Origin of the sequence: Maribellus maritimus, from assembly GCF_022267315.1 — a bacterium.
GTDB classification, from domain to species: Bacteria; Bacteroidota; Bacteroidia; order Bacteroidales; family Prolixibacteraceae; genus Draconibacterium; species Draconibacterium maritimum.
This window is the reverse complement of record NZ_JAIKLE010000024.1, coordinates 41,889-68,699: the sequence shown is the minus strand read 5'-3', so window position 1 is coordinate 68,699 and position 26,811 is coordinate 41,889. Positions and strand designations below refer to the sequence as shown.

The 26,811-nt window shown below is 38.7% G+C and carries 25 protein-coding genes; 11 read left to right on the top strand and 14 right to left on the bottom strand.

Going from position 1 to position 26,811, the window contains the following annotated elements; translation table 11 throughout:
- The first annotated feature begins 9 nt into the window (after positions 1–9).
- Together K5G00_RS19645 and K5G00_RS19640 are read left to right on the top strand one after the other, a co-directional pair.
- Entirely contained in the window at positions 10–894 is an 885-nt protein-coding gene (locus K5G00_RS19645; RefSeq protein ID WP_238767938.1) for a sensor histidine kinase, read from the top strand.
- Between the two features lie 97 nt (positions 895–991).
- On the top strand, positions 992–1,693 hold the full coding sequence (locus K5G00_RS19640) for a response regulator transcription factor (RefSeq protein WP_238767937.1): 702 nt from the start codon (positions 992–994) through the stop codon (positions 1,691–1,693).
- Between the two features lie 7 nt (positions 1,694–1,700).
- Here K5G00_RS19640 and K5G00_RS19635 read toward each other — a convergent pair whose 3' ends face one another.
- The 5 genes from K5G00_RS19635 to K5G00_RS19615 form a co-directional block, all read right to left on the bottom strand.
- Positions 1,701–2,306, bottom strand: coding sequence for a hypothetical protein (locus K5G00_RS19635; RefSeq protein ID WP_238767936.1), 606 nt, complete (start codon positions 2,304–2,306; stop codon positions 1,701–1,703).
- 1 nt (position 2,307) lies between these two features.
- Positions 2,308–3,762: an RNA polymerase factor sigma-54 gene (gene rpoN / locus K5G00_RS19630; RefSeq protein ID WP_238767935.1), complete on the bottom strand. Its 1,455-nt coding sequence runs from the start codon at positions 3,760–3,762 to the stop codon at positions 2,308–2,310.
- A 61-nt stretch (positions 3,763–3,823) separates the two neighbouring features.
- Positions 3,824–5,260 (bottom strand): asparagine--tRNA ligase, encoded by a 1,437-nt coding sequence (gene asnS / locus K5G00_RS19625; protein WP_238767934.1) that lies wholly within the window; start codon positions 5,258–5,260, stop codon positions 3,824–3,826.
- Positions 5,261–5,528: 268 nt separating this feature from the next.
- Positions 5,529–6,890, bottom strand: a complete 1,362-nt coding sequence (locus K5G00_RS19620) for a Gfo/Idh/MocA family protein (protein WP_238767933.1) — start codon at positions 6,888–6,890, stop codon at positions 5,529–5,531.
- Positions 6,891–6,928: 38 nt separating this feature from the next.
- Positions 6,929–8,461: an SUMF1/EgtB/PvdO family nonheme iron enzyme gene (locus K5G00_RS19615; protein ID WP_238767932.1), complete on the bottom strand. Its 1,533-nt coding sequence runs from the start codon at positions 8,459–8,461 to the stop codon at positions 6,929–6,931.
- 492 nt (positions 8,462–8,953) lie between these two features.
- On the opposite strand from K5G00_RS19615, the gene K5G00_RS19610 reads away from it, so the two are divergent.
- From K5G00_RS19610 to K5G00_RS19585, 6 genes are all read left to right on the top strand, one after another.
- The gene (locus K5G00_RS19610) at positions 8,954–9,655 is read left to right on the top strand and encodes a ComF family protein (RefSeq protein ID WP_238767931.1); all 702 of its coding nucleotides are present in this window, start codon (positions 8,954–8,956) and stop codon (positions 9,653–9,655) included.
- A gap of 75 nt (positions 9,656–9,730) precedes the next feature.
- Positions 9,731–10,603 carry an AraC family transcriptional regulator gene (locus K5G00_RS19605; RefSeq protein ID WP_238767930.1) on the top strand — a complete coding sequence of 291 codons (873 nt, stop codon included), beginning with the start codon at positions 9,731–9,733 and terminating at the stop codon, positions 10,601–10,603.
- 31 nt (positions 10,604–10,634) lie between these two features.
- Complete coding sequence (locus tag K5G00_RS19600) at positions 10,635–11,270, top strand: GyrI-like domain-containing protein (RefSeq protein ID WP_238767929.1); 636 nt, start codon at positions 10,635–10,637, stop codon at positions 11,268–11,270.
- A gap of 150 nt (positions 11,271–11,420) precedes the next feature.
- On the top strand, positions 11,421–11,846 hold the full coding sequence (locus K5G00_RS19595) for a globin domain-containing protein (RefSeq protein WP_238767928.1): 426 nt from the start codon (positions 11,421–11,423) through the stop codon (positions 11,844–11,846).
- 108 nt (positions 11,847–11,954) lie between these two features.
- Positions 11,955–13,010, top strand: a complete 1,056-nt coding sequence (locus tag K5G00_RS19590; protein ID WP_238767927.1) for a hypothetical protein — start codon at positions 11,955–11,957, stop codon at positions 13,008–13,010.
- Positions 13,011–13,031: 21 nt separating this feature from the next.
- A complete protein-coding gene (locus K5G00_RS19585; RefSeq protein ID WP_238767925.1) occupies positions 13,032–14,078 on the top strand; it encodes a rhodanese-like domain-containing protein in 1,047 nt (348 codons plus the stop codon).
- 122 nt (positions 14,079–14,200) lie between these two features.
- Here K5G00_RS19585 and K5G00_RS19580 read toward each other — a convergent pair whose 3' ends face one another.
- The 6 genes from K5G00_RS19580 to K5G00_RS19555 form a co-directional block, all read right to left on the bottom strand.
- Entirely contained in the window at positions 14,201–14,995 is a 795-nt protein-coding gene (locus K5G00_RS19580; RefSeq protein ID WP_158865250.1) for an SDR family NAD(P)-dependent oxidoreductase, read from the bottom strand.
- A complete protein-coding gene (locus tag K5G00_RS19575) occupies positions 14,988–15,977 on the bottom strand; it encodes an NAD-dependent epimerase/dehydratase family protein (protein ID WP_238767923.1) in 990 nt (329 codons plus the stop codon). The genes K5G00_RS19580 and K5G00_RS19575 overlap by 8 nt, the downstream gene beginning before the upstream one ends.
- Before the next feature lie 54 nt (positions 15,978–16,031).
- The gene (locus tag K5G00_RS19570; RefSeq protein WP_238767922.1) at positions 16,032–16,775 is read right to left on the bottom strand and encodes a CPBP family intramembrane glutamic endopeptidase; all 744 of its coding nucleotides are present in this window, start codon (positions 16,773–16,775) and stop codon (positions 16,032–16,034) included.
- A 155-nt stretch (positions 16,776–16,930) separates the two neighbouring features.
- Positions 16,931–17,551 (bottom strand): porin family protein, encoded by a 621-nt coding sequence (locus K5G00_RS19565; RefSeq protein WP_238767921.1) that lies wholly within the window; start codon positions 17,549–17,551, stop codon positions 16,931–16,933.
- 1 nt (position 17,552) lies between these two features.
- Positions 17,553–18,242: an SIR2 family NAD-dependent protein deacylase gene (locus K5G00_RS19560; protein WP_238767919.1), complete on the bottom strand. Its 690-nt coding sequence runs from the start codon at positions 18,240–18,242 to the stop codon at positions 17,553–17,555.
- Positions 18,243–18,312: 70 nt separating this feature from the next.
- Positions 18,313–19,962 (bottom strand): hypothetical protein, encoded by a 1,650-nt coding sequence (locus tag K5G00_RS19555; RefSeq protein ID WP_238767917.1) that lies wholly within the window; start codon positions 19,960–19,962, stop codon positions 18,313–18,315.
- Between the two features lie 220 nt (positions 19,963–20,182).
- Between K5G00_RS19555 and dnaG the strand changes: the two genes are divergently transcribed.
- The gene (gene dnaG, locus K5G00_RS19550) at positions 20,183–22,129 is read left to right on the top strand and encodes a DNA primase (RefSeq protein WP_238767915.1); all 1,947 of its coding nucleotides are present in this window, start codon (positions 20,183–20,185) and stop codon (positions 22,127–22,129) included.
- A gap of 11 nt (positions 22,130–22,140) precedes the next feature.
- Entirely contained in the window at positions 22,141–22,623 is a 483-nt protein-coding gene (locus K5G00_RS19545) for a pyridoxamine 5'-phosphate oxidase family protein (protein WP_238767914.1), read from the top strand.
- Positions 22,624–22,710: 87 nt separating this feature from the next.
- Here the strand turns inward: K5G00_RS19545 and K5G00_RS19540 are convergent, their stop codons facing one another.
- The gene (locus K5G00_RS19540) at positions 22,711–22,896 is read right to left on the bottom strand and encodes a hypothetical protein (RefSeq protein ID WP_238767912.1); all 186 of its coding nucleotides are present in this window, start codon (positions 22,894–22,896) and stop codon (positions 22,711–22,713) included.
- A gap of 103 nt (positions 22,897–22,999) precedes the next feature.
- Here K5G00_RS19540 and K5G00_RS19535 point away from each other — a divergent pair, with 103 nt between their 5' ends.
- Positions 23,000–24,031, top strand: coding sequence for an NAD-dependent epimerase/dehydratase family protein (locus K5G00_RS19535; protein WP_238767911.1), 1,032 nt, complete (start codon positions 23,000–23,002; stop codon positions 24,029–24,031).
- On the opposite strand, the gene K5G00_RS19530 is transcribed toward K5G00_RS19535, so the two are convergent.
- Both K5G00_RS19530 and metK read right to left on the bottom strand, forming a co-directional pair.
- Complete coding sequence (locus tag K5G00_RS19530) at positions 24,028–25,137, bottom strand: universal stress protein (RefSeq protein ID WP_238767909.1); 1,110 nt, start codon at positions 25,135–25,137, stop codon at positions 24,028–24,030. The genes K5G00_RS19535 and K5G00_RS19530 overlap by 4 nt on opposite strands.
- Before the next feature lie 149 nt (positions 25,138–25,286).
- Positions 25,287–26,540 carry a methionine adenosyltransferase gene (gene metK, locus K5G00_RS19525; RefSeq protein ID WP_238767907.1) on the bottom strand — a complete coding sequence of 418 codons (1,254 nt, stop codon included), beginning with the start codon at positions 26,538–26,540 and terminating at the stop codon, positions 25,287–25,289.
- Positions 26,541–26,811 lie beyond the last annotated feature (271 nt).

Genomic DNA, 26,811 nt, shown 5'->3' with positions numbered 1-26,811 from the left:
ACTTATTTTTTGATTCAGTTTATTTTAAATAAGTTCATTTCAGATAAAATAAAGCCTATCTACAAAATTATCAATTACTTTCCCGAGAAAGGGAAAGCAGCCAAAAGAAAAAAACTTGGATTTGTTGAAATTGCAGAGGTTGAACACGATGTTGAAGAATGGGCACAAAATCAGTTGCAGGAAATCGAAAGACTTCGTGATTTGGAACGTTATCGCAAAGAATTTGTTGGAAATGTTTCGCACGAACTAAAAACTCCCATTTTCAATATCCAGGGATATATTTTAACGCTTCTTGAAGGAGGTCTGGAAGATCCGAAAATTAATAAGCTGTATTTAACACGGTCAGAAAAAAGCATTGACAGGATGGTTTCGATTGTTGAGGATTTAGAATCGATTACCAAACTTGAAACGGGCGAGTTAAAACCCCAGTATTCTGTTTTTGACATTGTAAAAACAACCGAAGAAGTATTTGAGATGGAACACATGCTTGCCAAAGAGCGAAAAATGGTTCTTGAATTTGCAAAAAAACCGGATAAGCCAATCATGGTTTCGGCAGATAAAAAAAGAATCATCGAGGTGTTGTCAAACCTCGTTACCAACGCAATAAAATATGGAAAAAGAAAAGGAAATGTAAAAGTTGGCTTTTACGATTTTGATGAAAAAATTGTTGTTGAAGTCTCGGACAATGGTATTGGAATAGACAAAAAAGACCTTCCTCGTATATTTGAACGATTTTACCGGGTCGACAAATCGAGATCCCGTGAACAGGGAGGCACTGGTCTGGGGTTGTCAATTGTAAAACATATCATTGAAGCGCACAACCAAACGATTAATGTTCAGAGTGTACTGGACGAAGGAACTACTTTTACTTTTACACTTGAAAAAGCCAAATAATAACCTAACTTTGCCGTAATTCTATTTTATTGTATTTTTAACAGCGCTTTAACAATAAGCAACTACTTTTGCAAATTTAAATAAAACAATCTCTGTTATGAGTGACAATACATTCAAAATCCTTCTCGTTGACGACGAAGTTGATATTCTAGAATTTATAAGTTACAACCTTGAAAAAGAAGGCTATAAAGTTTACACAGCTAAAAACGGTGTGGAAGCGATAAAAGTTGCAGAGAAAACAACTCCTCATTTGATTATTCTCGATGTAATGATGCCTGAAATGGATGGCATTGCAGCATGTGAAGAAATCAGAAAAATACCTGCGTTAAAAAATACTGTAATTGCATTTTTAACAGCCCGTGGTGAAGACTATTCACAAATTGCTGGATTTGAAGCAGGGGCTGACGATTACATAACCAAACCTGTGCGCCCCAAAGTATTGGTAAGCAGGGTAAAAGCGTTATTAAAAAGAACCGGAGAAACAAAAGAACAACCTGCTGCTGTGCAGGATTCAAATACAATTACAATTGGCAATTTGTTAATTGATAAGGAAAGATATCTTATTCGTATGGATGATGAAGAGATGATTCTCCCCAGAAAAGAATTTGAATTGCTCTCATTGCTTGTTTCAAAACCCGGAAAGGTATTTACCCGGGAAGAAATCTATTATTCGGTTTGGGGCGATAATGTTGTAGTCGGCGATCGCACCATAGATGTCCACATCCGTAAGTTGCGCGAGAAAATCGGTAACGACCATATTAAAACTTTAAAAGGGATAGGTTACAAATTTGTGGAATAAGCTTGCTTTACACAAAGTAAATCGAGAGATACAAAATAACAAATCCGACAGCATAACCGGCTATAACCTGCCACAAATCGTGCTTTTTCAACAACATTCTTGCGGTGCCTACTGCTCCGGCAACAAATACTACTGCCATAACGGGCAAAACAGGGTTAATTCCTGAACGAAATGAAAGTGCAAACAAGGCTCCGCTTATTCCGCCTATTGCTGCCATATGACTGCTTATTTTCCATTTAAATGAAATAACCAGCAATAAAATTATCACCAAAACTGATGCCATCAAAAATACCTTGAAAACAGGAAACGCTTTCATCCTGTTCATTATAAGGTATCCTAAATAATAAAATACCGAAGAAAATAAAAACAATACGATTCTGTCCCTCACATTATCCATCGACAAATCAAACTTAGGGTTCAACGCCATAATTGCTACTGTCAACAGCGGTAAAACACCTGTCGTAAAAATCAGAACAAGCAGGATAAATCTTTTTGCTTCCCAGGAAATCATGGAAAAATAGAAGCCCGAATTTAATAAAAGCAGAAAGCCCATCGTTGGAACCAAAACAGGATGAAAAACTACAGATAAAATTTTTGCTATTTTTTCGGTCATTCTAAAGTTCTTTTCGGAGTCGTGCGACAGGAATATCCAGTTGCTCCCGGTATTTGGCAACTGTCCGTCTGGCAATATTGTAGGATTTCTCTTTTAAAATCTGAGCCAGTTTTTCGTCTGTAAGAGGCTTACGTTTATCCTCATTTTCAATACAATCCTGTAATATCTTTTTAATTTCCCGGGTCGATACTTCTTCTCCGTCATCTTTCTGAAGTCCTTCCGAAAAAAAGTATTTCAAAGGGAAAATACCAAAATTGGTCTGAATGTATTTGCTGTTTGAAACTCTTGAGATAGTCGAGATATCTAAGCCCGTACGCTCGGCAATATCTTTCAGAATCATTGGTTTTAATTTTGTCTCCTCTCCTTCCTGAAAATATTCCTTCTGCAAATTTATAATTTCGGACATTGTTAAAAGCAAAGTGTGGTGCCTTTGCCTAATTGCATCAATAAACCATTTGGCTGAATCAACCTTCTGCTTTACAAACATCAAAGCATCTTTCTGGTTTTTGTTGTTTTTGCCTTTTTCACTCAACGAACGCAACATCCCCATATAGGTATCATTAATTTTTAACTCGGGCACATTCCTCTGATTTAACGAAAGGCTCAACTCTCCATCGGTATTTTCAAGAATAAAATCAGGAATAATGTGCTGATTTGTCCTGTTTAGCGGATTGCTATATGAACTTCCCGGCTTTGGATTCAGTTTTAAAACCTGATCTATTCCTTGTTTCAATTCCTCGTCGCTTAGCTCAAGCTTTTTTTGGATTTTATCGTAATGCTTTTTTGTAAATTCAGTAAAAAAATCTTTAACAATGGTTTTTGCCAAATCCAGCTCTTTCCCTTTTTTTCGGTTTAACTGAATCAACAAACATTCTTTTAAATCGCGCGCGCCCACACCTGCAGGATCCAGTTCATGAATTACTTTCAGAATCGCGAGCAACTCCTCCTCCGACACTTCCATGTTCATATTAAAAGCCAAATCGTCGCTAATAGCAAGCAAATCGCGTCTTAAATAACCATCATCATCAATATTCCCAATAATGTATTCTGCCAATTGCTGTTGCTCTTCAGAAAGATTAACAAGTCGTAACTGGTCGTATAAATTTTCATGAAACGTAGTGCCCACCGAAAAGGGTATGTCTACGTACTTTTCATCTTTTGAATAATTATTGGCGGAAAGTTTATATGAAGGAATTTCGTCTTCGTCATTCAAATAATCGTCAAATGAAAACTCTTCATCGTCCGCATCTTTTTCCGACTTCAACTCCTGCGCTTCACCATCGTCTTCAAATTCAGGATTATCCGACTCAAGCTCCAATACCGGATTTTCTTCCAATTCCTTTTTTATACGTTGCTCGAGTTGCATAGTAGGGATTTCCAAAAGCTTAATCACCTGAATTTGCTGGGGAGAAAGCTTCTGGAGCAGCTTTTGTTGTAATGACAGTCTTTGCTCCATATCCCAAATATTAACCCTGTAAATTTAGCATTTTTTTTTATGCTGCGATTTATAAATCACATCAGAACTCGGCATTTTTTGGCGTTCGCGGGAAAGCGATTACATCACGTATATTGCCCATGCCGGTAACAAATTGTATAAACCTTTCAAACCCAAGGCCAAAGCCACTGTGAATTACCGACCCAAACCTTCGGATATCAAGATACCACCACATTTCTTCCGCAGGTATATTCATTTCCTTCATTCGTTTTTCAAGTTTCTCGAGGCTTTCTTCCCGCTGAGAGCCGCCAATTATTTCACCAATTTGCGGGAACAAAACGTCCATGGCCCCTACGGTTTTACCATCGGCATTTTGTTTCATATAAAAGGCTTTAATTTCCTTTGGATAGTCGGTTAAAATTACCGGACATTTAAAGTGTTTTTCTACCAGGTAACGCTCGTGTTCACTTTGTAAGTCAACTCCCCAATCAACAGGGAACTGAAATTTCTTCTTTTTATAAGGCTTTGAATTTTTCAGGATTTCAATGGCCTCAGTATAGGTAATTCTAACAAAATCGTTGTTCAGAACAAACTCCAGCTTTTCGATTAAATCCATCGATCGTTGTTCCTGAGGTTTATTTTTTTCCTCTTCCTTTAAACGATTACCCAAAAACTGCAGGTCGTCCATACAATTTTCAAGTGCATATTTAATTAAAGATTTCAGAAATTCTTCTGCCAAATCCATGTTATCTTTTAAGTCGTAGAACGCCATTTCCGGTTCAATCATCCAAAATTCGGCAAGGTGGCGGGTTGTGTTTGAATTTTCCGCCCTAAATGTTGGTCCGAATGTATAAATTTCGCCCAAAGCCGTAGCACCTAGCTCACCTTCCAGCTGACCGGAAACGGTAAGGTTGGTTGGCCGTCCAAAAAAATCCTGCGAATAGTCAACACTTCCTTTATCTGTTAGTGGCGGGTTTTTCGCATCAAGAGTTGATACCCGAAACATCTGACCGGCTCCTTCAGCGTCACTGGCTGTAACGATCGGAGTGTGCAGATAATAAAATCCTTTTTCATTAAAATATTTATGAATAGCAAATGCCATCGCATGTCGAACACGAAAAACGGCTCCAAAAGTGTTTGTACGAAACCGCAGGTGTGCATTTTCGCGTAAAAATTCAAGTGAATGTTTTTTGGGTTGAATTGGGAATTTTTCGGGATCTGCTTTTCCCAGAAGCTCGATCGTTTCCGCTATTAATTCCACCTTTTGTCCACTCCCGGTTGATTCCTCCAATTTCCCCATTACGGAAAGCGACGCTCCTGTATTAATTTCACGCAGGATTTCATCATCAAAATTATTAACATCAGCTACTATTTGCAGGTTATGAATTGTAGAGCCATCGTTTAAAGCAATAAAATTTACATTTTTACTACCTCTTTTGGTTCGTACCCAACCTTTCACAAGTACTTGTTTGCTTGTTTCCCCATTTAGCAGGATGTTCTTAATTTTTTGTCTTTCCATAATCTTTAATATTCTTAAAACATGTCTTCAGAAATAATAAAGCACAAAAGTACATTTTATATGCAACATAGCTTAACGGGAAAATTAATTAATCCGTTTTTCTTGACGAATTGATAAAATAAAAGAGCCCTCTGCCAAGTAACAGAAGGCTCAACTCCCGAATTGATTAATTATACCTTCAACCAGAGAAGGAATAAAAATCCCCAGTAGAACTTTCATTCACCGGGGAATATTTTATGTACTACAGTCTGTTTATCAAATTTAAACTTTAACCTCTTTCCAGCGTTCCGGGAACAGGAACTTCGGCGTCTTTCATGTAACCAATGTCACCCATTACATACGTATCCGGACCAAGTTTCATATCTGAATTCATCATTTCGTCAAATGTAACTTCTTTTCCGGTGTAAGCCGAAACACGTCCCATGATAGCAACCATTACTGAAGTAGCAACATTTTCTGCTTCGTTAAACGGAATACTTTGACGAATACAGGTAATCAGGTTTTTATGTTCCTGTACATATGGACTAGTTTCTGATCCTTCAGCAACAAATAATTCAGCGCCGGTTGCATCAACAATTTTTGGATTATGTCCATCAGTTGTTGCAATCGCTTTTGTACCGTGGAAAATTTCGTAAACTCCGTTTGAACAGCCATTAATCTGGCGGCAGGTACTAAGAATGTGCATACCATCATCGTAAATATAATCAACAGCAAAGTTGTCGTACTGGTCTCCTGTCACCCTGCGCTGACGCGAACCAAAACCAAGTGCTTTTACCGGATGTTTACCAATGTACCAGTTGGCAACATCAATATTGTGAACATGCTGTTCTACGATATGGTCACCTGAAAGCCAGCACCAGTTAACCCAGTCGCGAATCATCCATTCCATTTCGCTCCAATCCGGATTATTATCACGATGCCATAATTTACCACCATTCCAGTAAACTTCACCTCCGGTTATTTTACCAATCGCATTATTGGTTAATTCTTTATAAAGATTGATGTATGAGTGTTCATGACGACGCTGTGTCCCTGCAACAACTACCAAACCCTGGCTCTCGGCCATCTTTGCAGCGGCCAAAACCTGACGAATCCCAACAGGATCAACAGCCACTGGTTTTTCCATAAATACGTGTTTGCGTGCTTTTACAGCAGCTTCAAACTGCTCAGGACGAAATTTTGGAGGAGTTGCTAAAATAACGATGTCAACACCTGAATCAATTACTTTTTCGTAAGCATCGAATCCAATAAAACAGTTTTCTTCAGGAACTGCGTCTCTTCCGGCATTTTTAATTTTTTCGTTACAGCTGTCAAGTCTGTCTTTAAAAACATCACCCAAAGCTGTTACTTCAACAGTTGTACCACCAGCTTCCAAAAAGTTTACGGCTGCACCTGAACCACGTCCGCCACAACCAATAACTCCTGCTTTAAGTACTTTTCCTTCCGGAACCTGATCCAGCATCGGTGGGAAATTATAATCTCTTGGAACCCAGTCGTAACTACCTCCGGCAGCTGCTGCACCACCACCAGTAGCACATGATGTAAAAGTTCCGACTCCCATTGCACCGGCTGCACCCACAGCTGCTGCTCCGGTTAAAAATTTTCTTCTTGAAAAATTATTGTTACTCATAATAAAATGTTTTAGTTGAATTTAGGATTCTAAAATTATTAATTTTTTCCGGTTTTTTCATCAAATTCGCAAACAACTCTAAAACTTATGTAATTGCAGTCGGACAACCACCAAATACTTTTTGGCATTTGAGGATCGGTTTTCAACCACGCTTCAGATTTTGTATAATCCCGGGCTGCACTCCTGACATCACCAATTTCGCTGTTAAAATATCCGCCTCTTATGACATGTTCCTCTCCTGACGCCGGTCCTCTTGGATCCAAAGCACCATCCTGTAGCTTTTCGTAAGCATCTTCTGCGTACCAATCCAAACAATACTCAGCTGCATTGCCCAGCATATTTTTCAATCCAAACGGATTTGTTTCCACTGAACCGGGTTCCTCAGTTTTAGCCTGGCTGTTACCATCAAAAACTACATAATTATTGATTACGTCACTGGTTTTACCGAAAAGGCTACCGATAAATCCTTTTTCTGCAAAATCTTTTGGCTCTCCTTCAAAGAAGAATGGAGTTTCGGTACCGCCACGGGCTGCATATTCCCACTCTGCTTCGGTTGGTAAGCGGTAAGTTTTACCGGTTACCTGAGACAACCATTTACAATAGGTTTCGGCAGAATGATAACTCATTGTTATTGCCGGTCGATCTCCTAAACCCCAATTCTGGTCGGGTTGTCCGTACGGAGGAGTTGGTCCTGAAATTGCGTCAACATCCTGTTGGGTGCGTGTTCCTTCGGTATCTGTCGATCTGCCTTCTGCAGCTGTAGCACTATAGAAAGTCAAATACTCATCCCAACTCACCTCTATTTCTGCCATAAAGAAAGGACTAATTTTAACTTCCTTTTGTGGTCCTTCATCTGCCTCACGAAGCTCTTCTCCCTCGGGACTACCAATCTTAAATGTTCCACCCGGAATCGCCTTCATATTAAATGAAAGAGTTGTTCCCGGAACAGTTTCAGTATAATCTTCGTGTGTGGTAACATTTGCAGCTTCTGCAAAAATTTCCAGATTTTCATTCCCCGTACTTCCAAACTCAACATTTTTTGCATGTAACGCATTGGGATCGTAATGTCCAACATGTAAATGGCAGTTAATACACCGTAGCTCCTCTTCGTTCTGTGAGTAATATAAATGTGCATCCTGTCCTTCCTTGGTTAATGTAAGCGGGAACAAATTTTCGTGACAATGAACACATGATTCTTTGAAGACATGCTTTTTTGCATATTCCAAAGTTGATTTTTCTTCCCAGTTAAAATCTGCGCTATCTTTAAAAACATAACCATAAGCATCTCTGGCGAAGGCTTTTACCTTTTCAGGTAAATATCCTTCTCCTTTGGGAGGAAGGTGGCAATCGACACATCCAATATGAATTCCAACGCGTGTATCATAATGAACTGATAATTTCCATGAATCAAAAACATGTGGATGAACGTGACAAACTTCACATGATTCATTTGTAGATGTTTCCTCTATAACTTTCAGAGATAACAAACTTATTATTATCCCTAACACAAATCCTATAAAAATTATCAGAAGGATTTTCTTTCGTAAATATGAACCTAATTTTTTGAGCATTTTTTAATTGGTTTAGTAACTCTGGTTTCCCGGTTATTGCAAGCCGCAAATTTAATAAATTAACACAGGCAATATTACAATTCCCATTGAATATTTAATATTTTGAAGCATAAAATTCCTTTCCAACCGGGTTAAAAAGAAACTTCACTAAAATAAAGACGACAAATATGCAAAAATCACCTACAAAAAAATGAAATGAACGCATAGAAGTTTGTAAAAATTAAACAAAACTTCTTCCGGATATAAAAAGAAAAAAGGTTGTCTTGTGATAAGACAACCCGGGAACAATTTCAAGAAAGAATTAGAGAGGTGGGAAAATATTTTCAATAATTTAATCTATTGAAGTATTTAAAAACGATTGCAAATTAGGGCTTTTAATTTTATTTTAGTTTACAATACAATTAATTGACTGTTAAAGATTTGTTAAACAACAAAAATACTTTTTAGAGAAAGTACCAGCTGAGCGAGTAAAATTCTTTGTATCTTTTCAGGATGAAACAGTTAGCCCAAAATATTGACGATCTACTTGAGTTATTTTTCCCATCGCTTTGTATAACCTGTGAAAACCGGCTGGCCAGCGGCGAAAGATTTTTATGCTTTGATTGCTGGCAGGATTTACCGGTAACAAACTTTCACCTCAACGTTGAAAACAAAGTGGCCCAGCTTTTTTGGGGAAGAGTACAAATCCATTCAGCTACTTCCTATTTTTCCTATAAGAAAGGCAGCAGATATCAAAAACTCATTCATTTTATAAAATATAAGGGAATGAAGGAACTGGGATTTGAAACAGGCCAGCGGTTCGGATTTATTTTAAAGGAGTCGGAAAACTTTTGTAATGTTGATTCTGTTGTTCCGGTTCCCTTGCACCCTAAAAAATATAAATCGCGTGGCTATAACCAAAGCGAATGGATAGCCCGGGGGATTTCAAAATCAATGGGAATTCCTGTTTCAACACAAAACTTATACAGAAAAATATTTACTTCGACACAAACAAGGAAAAACCGTTTTGAACGCTGGCGAAATGTAGAGGGTATTTTTGGAATAAAAAACCCTCAGCAATTTGAAGGGAAACAAGTTTTATTGATTGACGATGTGGTAACAACCGGTTCAACACTCGAAGCTTGTGCTTTCCAATTACTCAAAATTAAAGATGTAAAGGTTGCCATTGCCACGCTCGCTTTTGCCGATATCTGATTTTTAATTATTAGCAAGAATGGAAAACGCTGTTTTGTGATATTGCTCTATTTTTGAACCGTAACAAGCAGAGCAATGAATGTAAAAGCCAAAACCCAGGTTTATTATTTTGAACGAATTAACAAAGTTATTCATCACATAAATAATCATTTAGACGAAACCCTGGATGTTTCCAAATTAGCTGAAATAGGAAATTATTCTCCGTATCATTTCCACCGGATTATGAAAGCTTATCTTGGAGAGCCGCTTGGAGCATACATTCAGCGCCTTCGGCTGGAAACCGCAATTAGTCTTCTGTTGTATTCCAACGAACCCGTAAACAACATTGCCTACAACGTGGGGTACGAAACACCGTCGTCGTTTAACAAAGCTTTTAAAAAAAGATACGGCATTTCCCCTGTCGAGTACCGGAAAAACAATGAACTCACTTTGAAGTCGGAACATTCAAAAATAAAGTTTAACGCCATGGAAAATTTAAAAAGCTTACAACCAAAAATTAAAACGGTAAAACCCAAAACAGTCATTTATGCCCGGGCAATTGGAAATTATAACTTAAGCGCAGAAAAAGCCTGGAAAACTGTTTGTGAATTTGCCAAAATAAAAAAACTGTTTGGTTTTAAAACTGAATTTATTGGCATCAGTCATGATGATCCTAAAATTACAGAAGCAGAAAAACTCAGATACGATGCCTGCGTTGCGATTTCCAAAAACATTGCTCCGGAAGGAGAAATAGGAGTGCAGGAAATTCCGGGAGGTAAATATGCCGTATTTACTCACAAAGGTCCCTATGAAAAACTGGAAAACACCTACGCCTATATTTTTGGAAAATGGCTATCAGAAAGCGGAAAAGAATTAAGAAATGTTCACAGTTTTGAAAAATATTTAAACGCACCCGAAGATACAAAACCTGAAAAGTTACGTACCGAAATTTACATCCCAGTTCAGTAAACACTGTAAAAACAATCTTAAAATATTCAACATGAAAAAAATAGATTTCAAAAAAGAATACAAAAAATTGTTCCGTCAATCAGATAAAAAAATATCGTATATTGTTTCGCCTAAGTTAAATTACCTAACAATTGAAGGGAAAGGACATCCGGAAAAAAACACCGGATTTGAACAAAAAATCGGCGCACTTTACGGCGTTGCCTACACGTTAAAATTCATGTTTAAAAATCCGGACTTTCAGCCGCCCGAATATTTTGACTTTGTAATTCCCCCAATGGAGACCTTCTGGTATATGAATAACTGTGATGGTTTTGATGTCAATCGCCCGAATGACTGGCGCTGGACATTGTTGCTGATGCAGGCCGGTTACATAACTCCCCAACACATTGAACACGCCAAAAATGAATTGATAAAAAAGGGAAAAACAAATGATTTTACAGAAGATTTACAACTCAAAAAAATAAAAAAAGAAAAGGCTGTTCAGCTTTTACATATCGGGCCATATAACCAGGTGAGCGAAACAGTGGAAAAACTGATGAAAGAGCTGGAATCAAAAGGGCTGGAACCTTATGGAAAATATCGGGAAATTTATTTAAATGATTCCCGCAGGGTTCCGCCCGAAAAGCTAAAGACCATTTGCCGATTACCTTTCCGGGGGAGCCTTTGAAGATCATAAAAACACACTTTCCTAAAATCACTCCAACACAAAGTAAATAAACAACTTACACTTCAATAAAAAAGCCATAAGTTTACATTTATTCAGAATCGTTCAACCTCTTAGCTTTCCATTTGTTTTAAAAGTGAAATTTTAAGACAAATGGAATTTATCATTTCAAAATATACTCCGGGTAACCGCCCCGATGTTCAACTGCCTTCTTCAAAAATGTTTTCCATTTTAGGCGAGGAAGGAATTCGCGAATTGATATTCGAGCACTATGACCTCCTTGCAAAAAGTTCGATAAAAGACCTTTTCCCGCAGGATAAAGCCGGCCTTGAAAAAGCCAAAAAAAATTCATCCGATTTTTTTATTCAGGTATGTGGCGGGCCGATGTATTTTACAAAACACAGGGGAAAACCCATGCTTTACAAACGGCACCTGCCCCACAAAATTACAGCTGAAGCACGGGAAGTTTGGCTCAATTGTTATAAAACAGCACTCGAAAAACGTGATTTACCGGAAGATGTTTTACAATCATTCTGGCATTATCTGGACATTTTTTCCATTTGGATGGTAAACTCATAAAAGTAATTTTCGCTGTATTTTCTGTAATCCTGAAAACATAAACAATTAATCGCTTGTATGTGTTAAATGACTGTAAATAATGCGATTCATCAATTAAAACTTACAATAATGAAATTTACACATCTGATTTTGATTATGGTTGCTGTTATCGGTTTGAGTTCATGCAACCAAAAGCCTTCTCAGCAAAGTGAGGAGGCAAATGTAAAATATTACAGGCATCTCCAGTTTAGTGAAACTCCTTGGGACCTGGAGCAGGGGACACATCCAATTTCTGCCGACGAGGCAGAAAAAATAAACAATTACAAATTTACCTGGAATGAAAATGACCAACTGGTTTCGATTGAATACAACAGAGGCGGTGTTTTGCTCGGGTATTCCAGCCTGAGAGTTGCTAAAGTCACCTATACCTACGAAGGCAATAAACAAATAAAACATTTTTTTGACGAGAACGGGGAGCCAACCCAAAACGGCGGAGCATCCGTTTTTGAATATACTCTTGATGAAAATGGAACAAGGATTGCCATGCGTTTTTTAGATGAAAACGGAGAACCGGTGGAGAACCGAAATAATATCCATAATTATAAATGGGCAAAACTCGGTAACGGAATGATTCAGGAGTTGCGTTACAATTTAGCAGGCGAAGAGGTTATTATGAATCCGTTTTGTCCGTTCTACGAACTTCGTTTCACCTACGACAGTGAAGGCTATGTAACACGAATGGCAAATTACGAGGCCGATACCCTATACGATTGTACTGCAGAGAACTGCGGTGATGTTGGTGTTTCTTATTTTCTGTTTGAAAACAACGAAAATGGCGACTTGCTTACTTTTTCGGTTCACAACACTGTAGGGCAACTGTCAAATTTATACTGGGGCTGGGCAAAACGTAAAAATGTTGTCGACGAAAACGGATATGTTGTGGAAGTAAATATGTACGATCAGGATGACGAATATTTAGGCGGAAAAAGTGTTCCGGTAACCCAAAACGAATACAACGAACACGGAGCCCTGATTAAAAGTGTTTCGTTGAATGAAAATAAAAACATTGTAAACAACCCAAATAATGGTGTCGCCATCGTTGAATACAAATACGACGATAATGGACGAAGAATTGAAACACTTCGTTACGACAAAGACATGAATCCGGTCGAAAGCAACAGCTAATCATTTCTTACCCAAAAAATTATGATTCAACTGAAATTTATTTCAAAGATTTTCCTGCTTTTGTTAACGCTGAGTATGTTTTCATGCTCCGGCAACCAACAAAAAAAGACAGGTGAACAGACAAACCTTCAGGCTGCTCCCGAAGCAAAAGTCGAAATAAATCCGGAAGCAAAAAAGTTGCTTGATCAACTTGTTGAAATGGGGGATTATGCAAACAGTCGTGATATTCCTTCGTTAATAAATCCTTCTTCGGTTTATGAGGAATTGGATAGTAATATTCTGATTGTAGATATTCGCCTACCTGAGATTTTTGTAAACGGACACATAAAAAACGCTGTAAATGTTGAATTTGAGAATCTGCAGGAGTATTTCAAAAAGAATATTGATCCTTCAGCGTTTGATAAAATTGTTTTGGTTTGTTATGCCGGTCAGGGTTCAAGTTATGCAACATCGCTTTTAAGGCTTGCGGGGTATAACAACGTTTATGCTATGCGCTGGGGAATGAGTGGCTGGAACAAAGACTTTGCAGAAGGTTCCTGGCTTGATGCAATTTCTTCTGAATATGAAGATAAACTGGAAACTGCAACAAACGAAAAAGCACAAACAGGCGATTTCCCGAAATTGAATACGGGAAAAACAACGGGTGAGGAAATACTGCATTCCAGACTGGATTCTTTGTTTGCACAAGGATTATCCATCGCGCTTGCTCATGCTGATGAACTATTTGAACAGCCCGAAAATTACTATACTATAAATTACGATCGACGCGACAAATATGAGTCGGGGCATGTCCCGGGAGCAATCCGTTACAAACCGGGCGGGACACTTGGAATTGTCGATGAAATGCAAACCATCCCCACAGATAAGCAAGTAGTGATTTACTGTAATACCGGACACAACTCCGGATTTGCAACAGCCTACCTTCGTTTGTTTGGGTTCGATGCCAAAACATTAACTTACGGAAACAATGCATTTATGCACGACAAAATGGTAAACGAAGAAAGTACACTTTCGTGGCTGCCGTTTACTGAGGCTGATATTGAAAATTATCCTTATGTAGAAGAATAAATACTCAGGATTAATCATACAAAAATACCGGATTGAAAATAAGTTTAATCCGGTATTTTTGATATCGTTTATCTTTTTGAAAGCTTTATCTGGTTCCTTTCCAAACAAAGTATCTATGGCGTTTAGGAAGTCTTTGAAAAAATCCGGCCAACAATACGTAATAATAATCCCTGCGGTAAAACAGAACCAAGCAGATAATAAAATTTTGTTGCCCCCCCCGGGACAACAAACTTCTTCCCGTTAAGCATGTTTCTCACTGCCGTTTGAGCAACTTCTTCGGGAGTCAAGGTTGTTATACGTGTTAATGCCGACAGTTTCCGAATATTTTTCTTCGTATGCTCTGACGTCACTCCGCTTGGATGAACAGATGTAAGCAAAACACTGGTGTTTTTCAGTTCGCGGTTGAGTGCACGGGTTAAAAACAAAATATATGTTTTTGTAGCAGCATAAACACTCTTGTTTGGCAAGGCAACAAACGACGCAAAACTACTGATATTCAAAATATGCGCGCGTTCGATCTTTTTCATTTCAGGGAGAAACAACAAAGTCAGTAATGTTGTACTTCTAATATTTAGCAGGAGCATTTTATCCACAAGCTCCGGAGCACTATTTTCAAACTCTCCCTCAAAACCAACTCCGGCATTATTCACCAGATTATTGATTATTATTTCATTTTCCTGTGAAAAATCAAAAACCTTTTGCGGCGAAGCAGTCTGAGTTAAATCAATACCCAGTGATTTTACGTCAACAGCAAAATGCGCTTTTATTTCAGCTATTGTCTCATCAAGTTTGCTATCGGGGAGTGAGACCAAAAACAAATTAAACCCTTTTTTTGCGCATTCCGTGGCAATTGCCCTGCCAATTCCGGAACTGGCACCTGTAATTAATGTATAATATTTCGGCTGTTCTTCACTCATACAAACCCGTTTTTAACCAAGCAATTGTTTTTAACATTCCTTCTCTAAGGGGCGTAATCTGGTAATCCAGTTCGCGAATTGCCTTTTTACTGTTTAAAGGCCGGTGTTGCAAATAACGTTTCACCCAGGGTGGAGTAATCAGTGGCGGTTTCCCAAAGGTTTCAGCCATAAAAAGCTCAAACTTTGAAATACCGAGCATAAACGAAAACGGGATATGAAACATCACCCTTTTTTTTCCTGTCAATTCAGAAAGTATTTTGAAAAAATCGTTGTAAGAAACATTCTCTCCTCCCAAAATATATTTCTTGCCGGGAATTCCTTTTTTCATTGCCTGAATATGACCTCTTATCACGTCTTCAACAAATACATAACTTCCCAACTGGAACCCATCGCCCGGAATAAAACGCCAACTTCCTTCTATATATTTTTTTATCATGATAGTAACGGAATTGCTTTTATTCAGAAACCCCGGACCATACAAACGCGGTGGATTCACAACGACCACATCAAGACCTTTTTTAAAATATTCCACACATAAATTTTCGGCTTGTCGTTTTGTTGTTTCATAGTCGGTCAGATAGGTATCCGGCAACGGTGCGGTCTCGTCCACTTCTTCCATTTCTTTTGATGGTGGAAGTGTAGCCGCACTGGAAGTAAAAACAACCTTTTTAATATTATTTCTGAACGCCGCCTCCAAAACGTTTTTTGTTCCCGTATAATTGGTTTTGTAAGCGAGGGTCTTGTCCTTCGACCAGAGATTGGCATAAGCAGCCAAATGATAGACTACATCGCAGCCTGTTATTGCTTTTTCTAAAACGTCTGTTGAAAACAAATCGCCTTTGAAAACAGTGACTCTTTTTTCAGGAATATTCAGCTTTTCAGGCGAACGGGCCAGAATATGCACTTCATTCTCATTTCTCAGAAGTTCCTCAAGCAATCGGTTTCCTATAAATCCGGTGGCCCCGGTGATAAAACATTTCACATTTAATCGAATTACGGTTGATATATTTTTAGTTTGAAATTTAAATCCTGAATTTTATCTCGAAGGGATATCAATTGTTTCCGATTTTACAAACCTGAGATTAGGATTAAGCCGGATTGAAAAATAGTCGGAAAAAACACTCAACGAGATATGCATAAAAACAGGAATTAACAGCGTCCCTTTAGTCAACGTAAAGTAGCAGGCAATCGTTCCAAACACCAAAGCTCCAATGGCCTGGTCTTTTCCGTTCACCATATGAATTGCAGAATAAATCACAACATTAATTGCAATAGCCGGCCAGAATCCAAAATCATTAAAACATGCATTTAAAAAAATTCCCCGGAACAGAAATTCATAACCAACTAAATACAATGTCCAGCCCAGAGCATTAAAAACAAACATCGAAATTGTCCATTCTTTCCATTTGATTTGAAGCGAATTTCTTTCGGGTTTGACTTTTTGCGTTAAAAACAAAATTGAACCAATTATCCCGGACAATAGCAGAATTGTACTAATGTTCGACCGTAGCAATGACAAGCTGAATCCATATTTATCCATGGAATGATCAACAAAAAAATAATACAGAATTCCGGGTAGTAATCCCAGAAAAACAAAACCTGTAAGTTTTTGCATAAAAAAACGATAAAGTTCCTTTTGCGACTGATTTTTATATCTTCTCTCCGCAAAACGGACAAAAAAAACGGAGTGTGCTGTATAGTAGTACAAATAAAAAAACAGAATAACTCCCACAATAAGAATTGATATTCTGGTTTCAGAGGAACTTAATTGAAAATTCATGGCGTAGCTTTAAATTTACCTGACAAGTTACAAAAATTGTAAGGTATTTCAACCCATGAAATTTAAGAATTCATTATGAAATCACTGCTTTAAAAAAATTTGTTTATAAACAACAACAAGCAGCATCTTAAAACAAGAGATGTTATTTATTGCTTTTATCTATCCAGTCGATAATAAAATGCCAACGAGATAACATTGTTAAACTGATTGTTCAGCCAATAATAATTTGTAGCGTCCTCACCCGGCAATCCGCGGATAGGCAACACTGAATAAGCGATGCGTAAATCCAGCTTTAGGCGATCAAGCATATCAAACTGAAAACCCACAAAAGGTTGTAAATCGAAGTCATTGAATGCATTTTGGTCTTCCCGCACAAACTCACCGTATTCATCAAATTCTTTGGCGTGAACAAGGTATCCTGCTGAAATGCCTCCCACTACAGCGCTTTTATCGCTGGCCCTAAACCCGACAAAGACGGGAATATCGATATAGCCCAGACGCATGATATATTTATCCGGGTCTTCATCTTTGGGTTTTATTCTGTTGCGGGCCCCTTTTTGCGAATATTTTATTTCCAATCCGGCAAAAACAGCAGGAGCAATATCAGTTTGAACAAAAGCTCCGGCCAGAATGCCCGGTTTATGATATCCTTTGTATGAATCTCCTTCAACCTGAGTTGCGTTGTATCCAGCCAGAATTCCTCCCTGAAAACGTTGCGCCAAAGCTAGATTTACGATTAAAATAAAAAGTGCCGGTAATAAAAGTCTTCTTGTCATTTCATTTCCATTTTTCAAGTTCTGATTTCAAAATCTCCACTCCTTTGCCCGCTTTTTCCTGAATATAAGTTACATTTTTGGAAAACAACTGCGGTCGGCCCGGATCAATAACAAATATAGGAATTTCCGGTTTAGCATAATTTACCAGCCCGGCTGCAGGATAAACCACCAGCGATGTACCGATAACAACCAGAATATCGGCGCATTGAACCACTGAAAGAGCATCAGTTAATGCGGGAACTGCCTCGCCAAACCAAACAATGTGAGGCCGGAGTTGACTTCCCTTTTCGCATGTATCGCCTGGTTTTAATTCCCATTTATCAAGCGTATAAACCAAATCAGGATCGATAGTGCTGCGCGCTTTCCGAAGTTCACCGTGTAAATGCAAAACTTTTGTACTTCCGGCCTGTTCATGCAAATCATCTACATTCTGAGTGACAACCTCAACATCAAATTCATTTTCCAAATCAGCAATTCCGATGTGCCCGCCATTGGGTTTTGCCTCCCAAAGTTGTTTCCGGCGCTCATTATAAAACCGTAATACCAATTCCGGTGTTCGCAACCAGGCTTCAGGACTTGCCACTTCCGTTACGTCGTATTGTTCCCACAAACCACCCATATCGCGAAAAGTTTTTAATCCGCTTTCCTGACTCATGCCGGCTCCCGAAAGTACAACCAGTTTCTTTTTCATAAAGGAAAAATTGGTTTTGAATCAAAAAAATATTCAGCTTATTTTAATCGAATCAGAATACCGATAGTAATTATTCAACAGATACCTTAACATCTTTAAACATGAACAAATTATCACTAACCCTTAACTCCCTGCCGCTTATAGTAGTTACATTTTTAAGGATAACTTCTTTCGTTTTCACGTAAGGAAACTTCTCCACATAAGAATCATCAATCATATCCGGGTTAAAGTTTGCAAAAACCGCCGGCCCCTGATAATCCTCCGGATGATTCGAATCATCAATTCGAAGGTTTTCAATAACAATTTTTTCCGGCATGTAACAGGTGTAACCAAAATCATGCTGCCCGGAATAGGAGCCGCTGATTAAACTTGCAATAGTCGGTTTTCCGTTTGCAGGGATAAAAACACAATTACGAATAATAAATTCTCCCCGCCAGGTACTGCCGTAATCTGAGCGCAGGTTGATAAGCCGGCTTCCACGTATAGTAGAGTTCTCCACTGTAAAAGTTCCGCTACCAATGGCATTAATTCCCATGTGTCCAAGAGTGGAGTTCCGTACCGTAGCATTGGCAACACCCATGTGAGCATCGAATCGCGAAAAAACACAACTATCCAATACAATATTTTTGCAATAGTTGGATCCCATAATTCCCCAGTAAGTTCGGTCATTAATATCGTTTGTTTGATTGCAGTTCACAAACGAAATATTGAGAGCGCGGCCGAGAGAAATATCATAAGTCCCCATGGAAACAGGAACGCCAGCCGAACCAATAGTCCGGTAAGTTTTATGGCCTGTAAGCGTTGTGTTTCGAACGGTTACATAGGCACAGTCGCCAACATTGATAAATCCGCCATAAGGTGCGCCATGATCTTTTTCGCCCGTGACATGGTGTTCCAGCCCATCCACAAGCACATTGGATCGTCTGATACCTATTCCCCGACTATAATACGTATATTTCGATTCTGCCTGATTGGCAATGGTTGTAAACTTCCCGCCGGTAATTGTAAGCGTATTCTCTTCAATTGGAAGTGCCTTAATCGCTGTTATTTCATCAAAATCCCAAATAATTGGAGCATCCATATCTACATTGCCATTTCGGTCAACGATAAAAATATCGGTCTGTGGAGCCCCGTTGTTTTGATTTGGCCCAAAACGGATGTAGCGCCTTACTTTCGAATTGGTAGCTGTGAGCAAACAAGTTCCGGGTAAAGTAACATCTATTTTCTCCTGGTTTCTTTTTAAAGACGATATACCTTCCGGAGTAAACGTTTGTTTATCGGAATTAACCAGAAAAACCTGTGCATTTCTATTTTCCACATCGGTATCATCAATAATAAAAGAAGCCGTATTAAAATCCGTATCCGTTCGAATGACTGCAGTACGAGCCTTTCCACTAATATAATATGAGGCGTTTTCGTCAGCTTTCACTAAAAGCCTGTTCTGATTGGCATAAGCATGAGTAGCAGCGATAGCATCAATATCATCGGTTTTACTGTCGCCTTTTGCACCAAAATCGCTGTAACGTACCACTCCATTTTTCTTAAACCTTTTTGCATTCTGGGGAGAAACGTTGATATATAACTTCCCGGGGTCATCTGTTCTGACGCTAATTTTACCCTTCTCTGAAGTTATAATCACATCATCCGGCAGATTTTGTGTCTGACCATTAGTCAGATTAATACCGACCAACAAGAAGAAAAAAAAGATTATGTATTTCATTACTTAGTATTTTGGTACTGAATAATTTCCTCTAAATCAATAAAATTATCAGCGATTGGTTTTAGCTTATAAAGATTATTATAAAAAGAGAATTTTCATACTCAAAACAAAAAAATTGTCTTATTAGCAATAAAACACGAAAAATTATTTTCTTCCTAAATATTGTTTCGACCAGTATCTTTTTCTGAAATCTTGTCCTGAATTCTCTACATTTGTAGCCGTGATAGATCATGCGACCATAGAACGTATTTTAGATGCTGCTGAAATCAGTGATGTTGTCTCCGATTTTGTGACGCTCCGCAAAAGAGGAGTTAACATGCTTGGTTTATGTCCGTTTCACAATGAGAAGACACCCTCGTTTACGGTTTCTCCGGCTAAAGGAATTTTTAAATGTTTTGGTTGTGGTAAGGGAGGGAACTCTGTGAATTTTATCATGGAACATGAAAACCTCACTTACCCTGAGGCTTTAAAATGGCTGGCAAAAAAATACAATATAGAAGTTACAGAAGAAGAGGAAACCGAAGAACAGAAACAGCTCAAAGACGAACGCGAAAGTTTGATGATTGTTTCCTCTTTTGCACAAAAATTCTTCACACGTTATTTATGGAATGAAAACGAAGGCAGAACCATCGGATTAAGTTATTTCCGCGAACGTAGTTTTCGCGACGATGTGCTTAAAAAATTTGAAGTAGGTTTTGCCCCTGACGGAAAAACCCCGTTTACAGAGGCTGCGCAAAAACAGGGCTATAAAATCGATTTTCTTGAAAAAACAGGACTCACCATTGTCCGCGACGACTGGCAGCGCGATCGTTTCGCAGGCAGAGTCATATTTCCTATACATAATCTCGCCGGACGTGTGATTGCTTTTGGAGGAAGAATTCTGAAGGAAGATAAAAAAACAGCAAAATATCTCAATTCTCCTGAATCAGAAATTTACCACAAAAGCAAAGTTTTATACGGAATATATCAGGCAAAACGTTCGATCACCAAAAATGAAAAGTGTTACCTGGTGGAAGGTTACACCGATGTACTTTCGATGCACCAGGCCGGAATTGAAAATGTAGTGGCCTCTTCGGGAACTGCGCTAACTCCCGACCAAATCAGATTGATGAAGCGCTTTTCGCCCAATATCACCATAATTTACGATGGCGATGAGGCAGGAATAAAAGCTTCGTTACGCGGGATCGACCTCGTACTGGAGGAAGGTATGAATGTTAAGGTGTTGCTTCTCCCCGATGGTGAAGACCCTGATTCATTTGCTAAAAAAATGGGAGCCAGTGGATTTACAAATTATATCCGGGAAAACGAAACCGATTTTATCCAGTTCAAAACACGTCTTCTGCTCAAAACAACCGAAAACGACCCGGTGGCAAAAGCACGGTTAATAACAGATGTTATTCGTTCGATATCAGTAATTCCTGACTCCATAACCCGCTCGGTTTATATCAAAGAATGCAGCAAACTACTGAGTGTAAACGAAGAAGTTCTGTACACCGAAGTCAGAAAACAAAAAAGCAAACAAACGGATGATTTCCGCAAAAAGGAACTTCGCGAAAAAACGAGAAAACCAGATCCAAAACCGGAACCGCAGCCCATACAGAAAACCTCTGATTTTTTAGTGGAAGAGCTCGAATTCCTGCGTTTTCTTTTGAAACATTGTGGTTCACCACTTTTTGAAATTGAGGGAGAAAATCCAAATGAAACAGAAATTGTGACGGTTGGTGAATTTATGATCGAAGAACTTGAAAACGACGATCTTGTTTCACAACAGCAGCTGTTCCAGACCATTTTTAATGAGGTAAAAGAAAACCTGGCCAACGAAAAATTTGATCCGTGGAAATACTTTATTTATCATCCCAACGGAGACGTAAGTAAACTTGCCACTGACCTGCTTTCTGAAAAGTTTATTGAAAGTAAACGGTGGACAAAAGCCGGTGCTTACACCGAAAAAGAGGAAGACATTCTGGATATACTTATCCCCAGAATTGTGCATGAATACAAGTTGCGCAAAATCGGAATTATGCTGGAAGCGATAGAAAAAGAAATTGATGTAGCAGCGAAAGAAAATGACTTTGACAGAATTATAGAAGAACAATCAAAATACATGAACCTGAAACGGGTGGAAAAACATTTGTCGGACCAACTGGGCAACCGAACCATCATATAAACCAAAAATTTATGCGAACATATCTTATCGAAGACCGGGAGAAAATAAACGAGACTATAAAAGCATGTAAAACATGCTACCTGGCCATGGCAGAAGAAAATGCACCTTATGTTTTACCAATGAATTTTGCATTAAACGGCGATTGGGTGATTTTACATTCAGCACAAACCGGAAGAATGTGGGAGACACTGAAAAAAAACCCGAAAGTATGCATCAACTGGACGCTGGGAGAAGAACTTGCCTGGCAAGATGTACAAGTGGGATGTAGCTACCGTGTAAAATCGGAATCGGTTCTGGTAGAAGGTGAAGCTGAATTTGTGGATGACTATGATGAAAAGTACGCGTTGCTAAAAATGTTAATGGCGCAATACAGCGACCGCGAATTTAAGTTTAATGCACCGGCGGTAAAAAATGTGGGGCTTATAAAAGTTAAGATTGAAAAATTATCAGCAAAAGAATTCGGGGCAAAAGCAATTACCCCGTGGAATAGTTAATTTTCTTTCTTTCTATTTTGTCGAATTTGCAGTAGTACCTGAATGTCTAATTTGTCTTTAACTCTTTGAGGAAAGCTCAATAACATATTATTCTATCATAAAATTGTTTTGGCCTGTATTTGGACGTTCGCCTGTTGATGCAAAAAATTGCATTCCCTGCACCATCTCAAAAAAAATAAGCCGTTCATGAGGAGTGCGCGTCGTTGCTTCATCTTGTCTTTTTGAGTTCGACTCTTCCTTTGTTTCAAATTTTATTGCGAAATCAGTTCCCATAATTCAAATACGAAGAATATAAAATAACAATTCTCTGTTATTGAAAGAAAACAAAAAAAGGTTAAAGGCTTTTAAATTTTATCTTTGCTAAAAAATTTTATTTATGATTTTTGTAACCGGAGGAACAGGTTTGGTGGGCTCGCATTTACTTTATGAATTGGTAAGTGCCGGACAAAAAGTAAAAGCTCTAAAGCGGGAAACCAGCAATTTGAAACAGGTTAAAAAAACTTTTTCAAACTATTCTGAAAAATCCGAAGAACTATTTAGCCAAATCGAGTGGGTTGATGGTGATATTCTGGACTATTTTGCACTGGAAAAAATCCTCGAAGGAGTTACAGAAATCTACCACTGCGCCGCGATTGTTTCTTTTCGCTCAGGGGAGCGCAAAAATATGATTTCGAATAATGTGGAAGGAACAGCCAACCTGGTAAATGCGGCTATTGAAAATGGAGTAAAAAGAATCTGCCATGTGAGTTCCATTGCCGGTCTTGGACGTTTGCAAAATGGTGATTTGGTTACTGAAGAAACCAACTGGATTCCTTCGAAAAAAGTTTCAGGATATTCCGAAAGTAAATTTTTCTCGGAAAATGAAATCTGGCGGGGGATGGAAGAAGGGCTGGATGCTGTAATTTTAAACCCTTCCATTATATTAGGTCCGGCAAAATGGGATGCAGGAAGCGCCAAGCTTTTCAAAACCGTTTGGGACGGGATGCCATTCTACACACGCGGCGTTACAGGATTTGTAGATGTAAAAGATGTGATTCAGGCAATGCTCCAACTTATGCATCCTGAAAATTTTGAAAACTGCAAAAATCAAAGGTACATTCTTAATGCCGACAATATTAGTTACCGTGAATTTTTCTCGCAAATTGCCGATGTGCTGGAAAAGCCACGACCAAAATACTTTACTTCCAACAGTCTTTTGGGAGTGGTTTGGAGAGCTGCTACTTTTTGGGGCTGGCTTACACGCAAACCTTCGATGATAACCCGTGAATCGGTTTCCAACTCCAACGATGTAAACAAATTCGACGGTACAAAAATTACTAAAAAGATCGATTTCCAATACACACCAATTGCTGAATCCATAAAACAGACAGCCTCTTTTCTGAAAAAAGATTTTTCTCCCGGAAACTAAGCATGAAAAACAAGCAACGGCGTTTTAGTGTGAAATACCATTTCGCGTGCAAAACTCGGATTAAACAACCTCGAAATCATATTTCGTTTGTGTGTCGTCAGTGATAAAATATCAACTTTTTCTTCATCAATTACTTTTTGCAGTGCCCCCAAAACATCATTCCCCATAAGCAGTTTACACTCAAAGTCCTTCTTTTCATACTTTTTCTGAAGAATATCTTTCATTCCTTCCAATCGCGCCAAATCCCATCCATTCCCTTTAGGCTGACCTACATGAGCACAAAGCAGTTTTACATCAAAAGGTTTGAGTAATTCCAACAACTTGTCAACCACCACAAAATCTTTTTCATCAAAATTGGTAGCATACAAAACTTTTGAAAAATCTTTCAATTCTTTTGTTTTTGAGTATTCGGGAACAACCAAAACCGGAACACGCGCATTGTAGATAACATAAACAGCCACACTGCCTACTGTTTCTGCAACATCAGAGGTTCCGCCACGTCCCATCACAATCAATTGTGACTGATGTTTTTCTGCATATGCAAGAATATCTTCATCCGGATAACCCGACTTAATGATAAATTCCGAAGCAACCTCATTCCACTTTTCCTTTCCAAGCGATTTTGAGAGTTTGCCAATAAATTGCTCAAATTGTTTATTGGCATCTTTTTCCGCATATTCCATTTTCACCAACAGAGTAGGATCATAGGCGTACACATCACTAAACGGAATGGAATGAATCAGGGGATTGATATAACAGTGCAGAAACACGATTTTAATTCCCAGATGACTGGCAATATTATAAGCCATTTTACCGGCTTTTTCAGAATTGAGAGAAAAATCAATGGGAACCAAAACGTGCCTTTCCTTTTTATCCTGCACCGGTTCAGGTGAAGTAGCTTTTGTTCCAAGCAAATTATCCAGAACAGGCATAGCTTTCGGCACATCTTTTTCCAACACTTTTACACTTGTTGAATACGAAATTGTGCCTCCCACCCAATTCAGATTTTCAAGAACACAGTCTATTTTTTTTGCCTCCAACCGCGTTTTTAAAATATGCGCTTTGGAATACGGCAACACCACAATTGTAACCAGTTTTTCTTCCATGACTTTTGGCTTTAAGTTGAACTGTTGTTTTCATTTATTTATTCGATTGAAGAAAAAAGAAGTTACATTAAACAGGCCGTTTTTATAAAAAAGGCGATCTGTCAACCGACAGACCGCCTTAGAGCGTATTACTAATACTACCCTCGAAATTAAATCCCGAAAGCTTCTTTAATAGCATCAACAAAATCAAGCTTTTCCCATGTAAAAAGCTCTACTTCCAGTTCAACTTTCCCGTTATAGGGCGACTCAAACGTTTTTTTCACCACTGTGGGAACCCTCCCCATATGACCATAGGCCGCTGTTTCCGAATAAATCGGGTTACGCAACTTAAGTCTTTCTTCAATTGCGGCAGGCCGAAGATCGAAAATTGTTTTCACTTTTTCAGCAATTTCACCGTCAGAAAGTGAAATATTTTTTCTCCCGTAAGTATTTACATAAACTCCTACAGGTTGAGCAACACCAATTGCATAGGCCAATTGTACCAGAATTTCATCGGCAACTCCGGCAGCCACTAAATTTTTTGCAATATGACGCGATGCATACGCCGCTGAGCGGTCAACTTTTGACGGGTCTTTACCGGAAAAAGCACCACCGCCGTGAGCTCCCCGCCCACCATACGTATCAACTATAATTTTTCGTCCGGTTAAACCGGTATCTCCATGCGGACCACCTATTACAAATTTTCCGGTTGGATTGACATGATAAATAATATCGTCGCCAAACAAGGCCTGAACACGTTCGGGTAACTTGGCTTTTACACGGGGAATCAAAATGTTAATTACATCTTCCCTGATTTTTGCCAGCATTGGTTCATCTGTGTCAAACTCATCGTGTTGAGTTGAAACTACAATCGTATGAACTTTTACCGGTTCGTTATCGTCAGTGTATTCAATGGTTACCTGCGATTTTGAATCCGGTCGGAGATAAGTCATCTCTTTTTCTTCTCTGCGAATAACCGCCAGTTCCTGCAAAATCAAGTGCGACAGTTCCAACGGAAGCGGCATGTAATTATCGGTATCCTTGCAGGCATAACCAAACATCATCCCCTGATCGCCTGCTCCCTGGTCTTTTCTATCCTCTTTGTCAACTCCCCGGTTGATGTCGGGGCTTTGTTCGTGAATAGCCACCAGAACACCGCAGGAATCACCTTCAAAACGATACTCTCCTTTAGTATAACCAATTTTGTTAATTACTCCGCGTGCAACTTCCTGCACATCGACATAAGTTTGCGATTTTACCTCGCCCGCAACCACAACCTGTCCGGTGGTTACCAATGTTTCAACAGCTACCTTCGAATCCGGGTCGAATGATAAAAACTGATCCAACATTGCGTCTGAAATCTGGTCGGAAACCTTGTCAGGATGACCTTCTGAAACCGACTCACTTGTAAATAAATAACTCATAAATCCCTAGTTTTTTTACTGAACATATCAGCTTTGTTAAACAATTTACTATTTGGGCTCCGGGATGTGTTGATTGAAAAATTGAAAAAAAGCACGATTGCTTTAGCATTTTTTTCAGTGGTTGCAATCAATCTCAAATCTTTCCACGTAGCGTTAGCAAAAATACGACAGTTATTTTTAATAAAAAAGTTATTTAGAATCTTTTTAAATGACATTCTTTTAAAATCCAAACAAACAAAATGCAACTACCTAAAAACAAACAGAATAACTT